Origin of the sequence: Agrococcus sp. HG114, from assembly GCF_024723325.1 — a bacterium.
Lineage (GTDB): Bacteria > Actinomycetota > Actinomycetes > Actinomycetales > Microbacteriaceae > Agrococcus.
The window spans coordinates 1-433 of the sequence record NZ_JANQCH010000285.1 but is presented as its reverse complement, the minus strand read 5'-3'; the positions used below and the strand labels follow the sequence as shown (position 1 = coordinate 433).

Annotated in this window: 1 pseudogene; it reads left to right on the top strand. The window is 38.8% G+C overall.

Features of this window, described 5'->3' with window-relative positions:
• Window positions 1-292: 292 nt before the first annotated feature.
• Window positions 293-433 (top strand): annotated as a pseudogene (locus NWP09_RS13550) (D-alanine--D-alanine ligase A); the annotation flags it as partial.

The following is a 433-nucleotide window of genomic DNA, read 5'->3' as shown; positions in this document are numbered from 1 at the left end:
GTCTTTAATTATCAACCTTTATTATAAATAAAAGTTATGAAATATATTCTCTTCGTTATCTTATAATTAAGAGAAAAAAACTCACCACATGGTCATTTAAGCCAGGAATAAATTAGCTTCCCGTTCATCATTTTTGTGATCTTGCACACATCTTTGAGATAACGCACTTTCTTCACCAGTACGTTGCTCGCTTTGTCAGCAGAAGATTGCAACATTCTGTCAGAAGGCCGCGAATCCCCCGTTTTGTCGTGGTAATGTATGCACTTTGTGTTAGACGGGATAGGTTTTTAAGATGGAAAAACTGCGGGTAGGAATCGTTTTTGGTGGTAAATCAGCGGAACATGAAGTGTCTCTGCAATCGGCAAAAAACATTGTCGATGCCATTGATAAAAGTCGCTTCGATGTTGTGCTGCTGGGCATTGATAAACAAGGG